Source organism: Leptobacterium meishanense (assembly GCF_037645805.1).
Lineage (GTDB): Bacteria > Bacteroidota > Bacteroidia > Flavobacteriales > Flavobacteriaceae > Leptobacterium_A > Leptobacterium_A meishanense.
In genome coordinates this window covers 1-3,197 of sequence record NZ_JBBEXE010000015.1, presented here as the reverse complement: position 1 = coordinate 3,197, position 3,197 = coordinate 1, and the positions used below count along the sequence as shown (strand labels likewise).

Genomic DNA, 3,197 nt, shown 5'->3' with positions numbered 1-3,197 from the left:
TTAGGGGATCGTTTGTAATGATCTCTACATAGCCCAGCTGATCCGGGTCACAGGAGGCTGACACATTGGTGATGCTAAAGGTGGCCTCCCCTCCGGGGGGTATGGAAAGGGTAGTATCAGATAGTTGATAGGATAACGATTTAGAATTAGAAATGGAAAAAATATTTATATTTATTTCTAAAGGTTCGCTCCCTCCCCCTTCATTTGAAATTGTAAAAATTTCTTCTATTAAGTTCCGTAAAGTATAGCGAGATCCGATGTTTACAGGGTTATGGGTCCCGTCAGGCGAAAGAGTGCTTATAGAGGCCAATGGGGCATTTGCATCACGCATATGGACTGTGGCATTTAACTCATAAGAAACGGTGTATGTTTCCGGCTCTCCAATTAAAATAGTCGTTAGAGCATCAGAGGCAAGATCTCCAAGAGTTTTATATTCTACAACCAATACATCACTGTATTCACCCGGTGGAGCCTGTGCAGCATTATATAAGATTCTTTGAATTGGGTTTCCATATGGTTCTAGTCCAAGGATAGGATTGACACCTTCCCATGAACATACAGGAACTCCTGACTCCGGTTCTCCAATTTGAAAAATGTTACTATTAGGGCAGACTCCATTTGCACTTGATTTAAAATACATTCGTTGAACAACTGGAGTTCCACTAATTATAGTATTTGTAGATAAGCTCCGGTTAGCAAAGATTAGTGCCTCTTGATACCTTGATTCTTTTTCATATAGATCTACATGGGGTAAGGGGATAACATCTCCACTCTTAAAACCAGAGAAATTTGAATTATTATAGCCCAATTTATATGACAAGTTTGGCTGATTAAGTATTTCAACATTAATACGTAACTTGCCTAATACTGTATTATCAGAGTCTTTAAATATCAAATTAAAATTCCCTGAAAACTCAATATCTTCGGGGTTATCCGGAGTAATTTTTAGTTGTATTGGTATGGGGTCATTGTTTTTTTGCATAAAATTGCCAATTGCCCCCACTGTAGGTGGTTCTGGGCTATTTCCTTCAAAAAGTGAATTATTACCTCCTATGGATGTTATCTCAAAATCTACATTACTGGTATTTGTTGAGCCATAAACCCAAACCCGTTTTTCGGTATCTACCGGCTGTGTTGGATAAGCCAAGAAGGTAAAAATACGATTGTCCAAGTCATCAGGCCCATTATAGCCTATTATTTTCATGTGACAGCCTTCTACTTGGTCTTCACATAAATCAATCTCATCGTTGCTGTCTTTTTTATAGGTAAATGTGTAGTCAAAAGGAGAAACGCTCAGAATTCTACCTTTGAGTGTCTCGGTTTTCTGTTTGCCCTGGGCATCTATAACGTTTAGGTCAACTTTAAAATCACCTATTTTGGCGTTTTTTGCAACCGTTACAACAACCCGGCCCATTTTGGTAACTTCATTGGCCGCGGCAACAATTTGCTTGGTTTGAAGATCTATTACGTCCTCTTTAGGTACAAAGCTAAAAGTGACACCAGGCGGGGCAGTTATATTATCTAAAAAAACATCAGGAAAACCCCCACTTTTAACAATTACATCCGAATTACTTCGGTTATCTAAACTAACTTTGAAGCCTTCTTCTTTTATATTGTCTAGATCTCTTTGAATACGGACCCCTTCATCCGGTACAGGCTGGTCATCCGTATCGGTAAGCTTCAATTCCCAAGAACCATTTCCATCCCCTGTCACCTTTATCTTTACTAAAAGAGTTGTAAGTGGGAAACAATCGGGCCTGTCATGGTTAAATACCAAATACCCCATGATTTCTTGGCCAGCTAATCCTTCTGTTTTTACCCTTAGCTGAAGTACCCCATCATTTCCGGGTTTTATGGTATGGCTAGTTTGATTTTGTGCGATCTCCAATATATCACTAGGGAGATTGTCATCAGGCACCCATGTCACACTGGAAATATTAAGAGGCGCCCCTTTAGACTGGAACCTAAGACTGATGATAGAAAATAGGTCTTCGTCCGGGAGGTCTAATTCCCATGTTGGATCGGAACCATCCACATCAATTTCACTTCCATTATCCCCTATTAAACTAAATTGATCGTCACAAGAAACCTTCCCTGAAAAAGAGGCTTTATACGATTGGCCTTCTGTGTCAGTTGCGATCAAATCTCCGGAAAAATCACCCGGTGTAGCATTTTTAGGATCATAGTTTATATCCATTACTGCTATATTTTTGGTTTCGCCAGGGGCAATTTCAAGATACCCTGAATCATTCACACCTAAAAGCGTAACTTTAGATTCCAATTTGGTAGCGATAGTTTCTTGAGAGAAATTTACAGAAAAAGTTGGGGTTAAGGTAATTGTGCGGTCACCGGTATTTTGAAAACTCACATCTTTTTGCACTGTGACAACTCCAGAACCAGGATCGAGCAAGAACTCGTTATCAGGAATTGTAAGTTTGCCAGTAAGCCCTTCTTCATCTTTAACCACGTTTAGATCAAAGCTATAGGGTTCTTCAGTAGAGCTAATGGTGACCCTGGCGGTATAGACAGAGTCTTGTACCATTTGGTTTACATTTACGGGAATGGAACCAGAGGCACTACCTCCCGGGACAATGGTTCTAGGCGTAGAGAAGTCTGCCGGGCTAAAGATGCCTGAATTGCTACTTAGTTCTACCAAATGTATGGTAATGTCTTTAGGTTCTCCCTGTTCATCCACATGGCCTTCACAGTTACTGATCTTTAAAAAAATCTTGTGAACCCCATTATGTACATGAGCCCCTTGGAGGTTTTCACCGATTTCCCCTCTATTAGGGACGCCTCTTCTATTCACGGTGACTGCCATCACATTACCACCATCAAGACATTGCTGTATAATATCTTCTTTTTCTTTTTCAGCTTCGGATCCACCGGCCCCTCCGCCGGCGAGTTCTCCACCGCCACCGGAAGTTAATCCTGAACCAAAACTAATCCCTAAAGGAGGAAGAGTACCACCACCACCAGCATTAACATCATCGTAAACAGTAAAGAGGGAAGTAGCTAAATCCATTAACTCTACAGGATTGAGTACGGCTATCGTTCCTGGGAACTTATAGGACTCTCCAGCTTCTATACGTGTAGTATCGCTCAATATCGATGTTGGCCATTCAATACTGATGCCATTGGCTTGATTGGGTGCTATTACAGACTCTCCGGCGGTGTTCACTAGTTCAAAATATTCC

The 3,197-nt window shown here is 40.9% G+C and carries 1 protein-coding gene; it reads right to left on the bottom strand.

Annotation, left to right across the window (positions count from 1 at the left end):
• Window positions 1–3,197 (bottom strand): COG1470 family protein (locus WBG21_RS11185; protein WP_340077914.1); only part of this gene is annotated, 3,197 nt, incomplete at both ends.